Here is a 1,006-nt window from a genome sequence, read left to right as displayed (position 1 = left end):
TACACGGACTCATTGCTAGCTGGATGGCCTTTTGAGCCGGCCGACAGCATTAACCCAATGCATACCCCTCCATGCACCCCGATCAATGCCATCGATAACCCCAACTGGCTACACTGTGGTCTTTGCCGTCGAATCTAAGACTGGAGTCCGCCGTGTCCGTCCCGTTTTCTGCCATCCTGATCGCCAACCGTGGTGAGATTGCCATTCGTATTGCCAATGCCTGTGCGGATCTGGGGATTCGGTCTGTGGGGGTGTTTGCCGAAGATGATCAGGCATCCCTGCATACCCGTCAGGTGGATGAGGCGGTGGCGTTGCCGGGCCGGGGTGTGCCCGCCTATCTGAAGGGCGCGCAGCTGATTGCCATTGCCCGGGAGCAGGGCTGTGAGGCCATCCACCCCGGTTATGGCTTTCTGGCAGAAAACGCGGATTTTGCCGAGCAGTGCAGCCAGGCGGGGCTGGCCTTGATCGGGCCGGGAGCGCAGACCCTGCGGTTGTTTGGCGACAAGGCGGCGGCCCGCGCGCTGGCGGCGAAGTGTCAGGTACCGTTGGTGCAGGGCACTGCGCAGGCGGTGTCGCTGGAAGAGGCAAAAGCCTTTATGGCGTCACTGGACGGCAGTGGCGTGATGATCAAGGCACTGAGCGGCGGTGGCGGGCGCGGTATGCGAGCGGTCACTGACCCCAATGATCTGGAAGCGGCGTATCAGCGTTGCCAGTCGGAAGCGAAAGCGGCCTTCGGCAATGCGGCGGTCTATGTGGAGCAGCTCATCACCGCCGCACGGCATGTGGAAGTGCAGGTGCTGGGCGATGGCAGTGGGGCGGTGAGTCATCTGTGGGAGCGCGACTGTACCCTGCAGCGTCGCCACCAGAAGCTGGTGGAATTTGCCCCGGCGCCAGGTCTCGATCCTGCCCTGCGCGATCGCATCATCCACAGTGCCCTGACTTTGGCCGCCGAGGTGCACTATCTGGGGATCGGCACCTTCGAGTTTCTGGTGGAGCCGGAACAGGG

Annotated in this window: 1 protein-coding gene; it reads left to right on the top strand. The window is 62.6% G+C overall.

The genetic code is table 11. The features are described from left to right. Nucleotides 1–152: 152 nt before the first annotated feature. Nucleotides 153–1,006: biotin carboxylase N-terminal domain-containing protein (locus A3754_RS01735; protein ID WP_156496684.1), on the top strand; the 854-nt coding region annotated here is incomplete at its 3' end.

This window comes from Alcanivorax sp. HI0083 (genome assembly GCF_001635175.1).
This window is presented reverse-complemented; position numbering and strand designations above follow the sequence as displayed.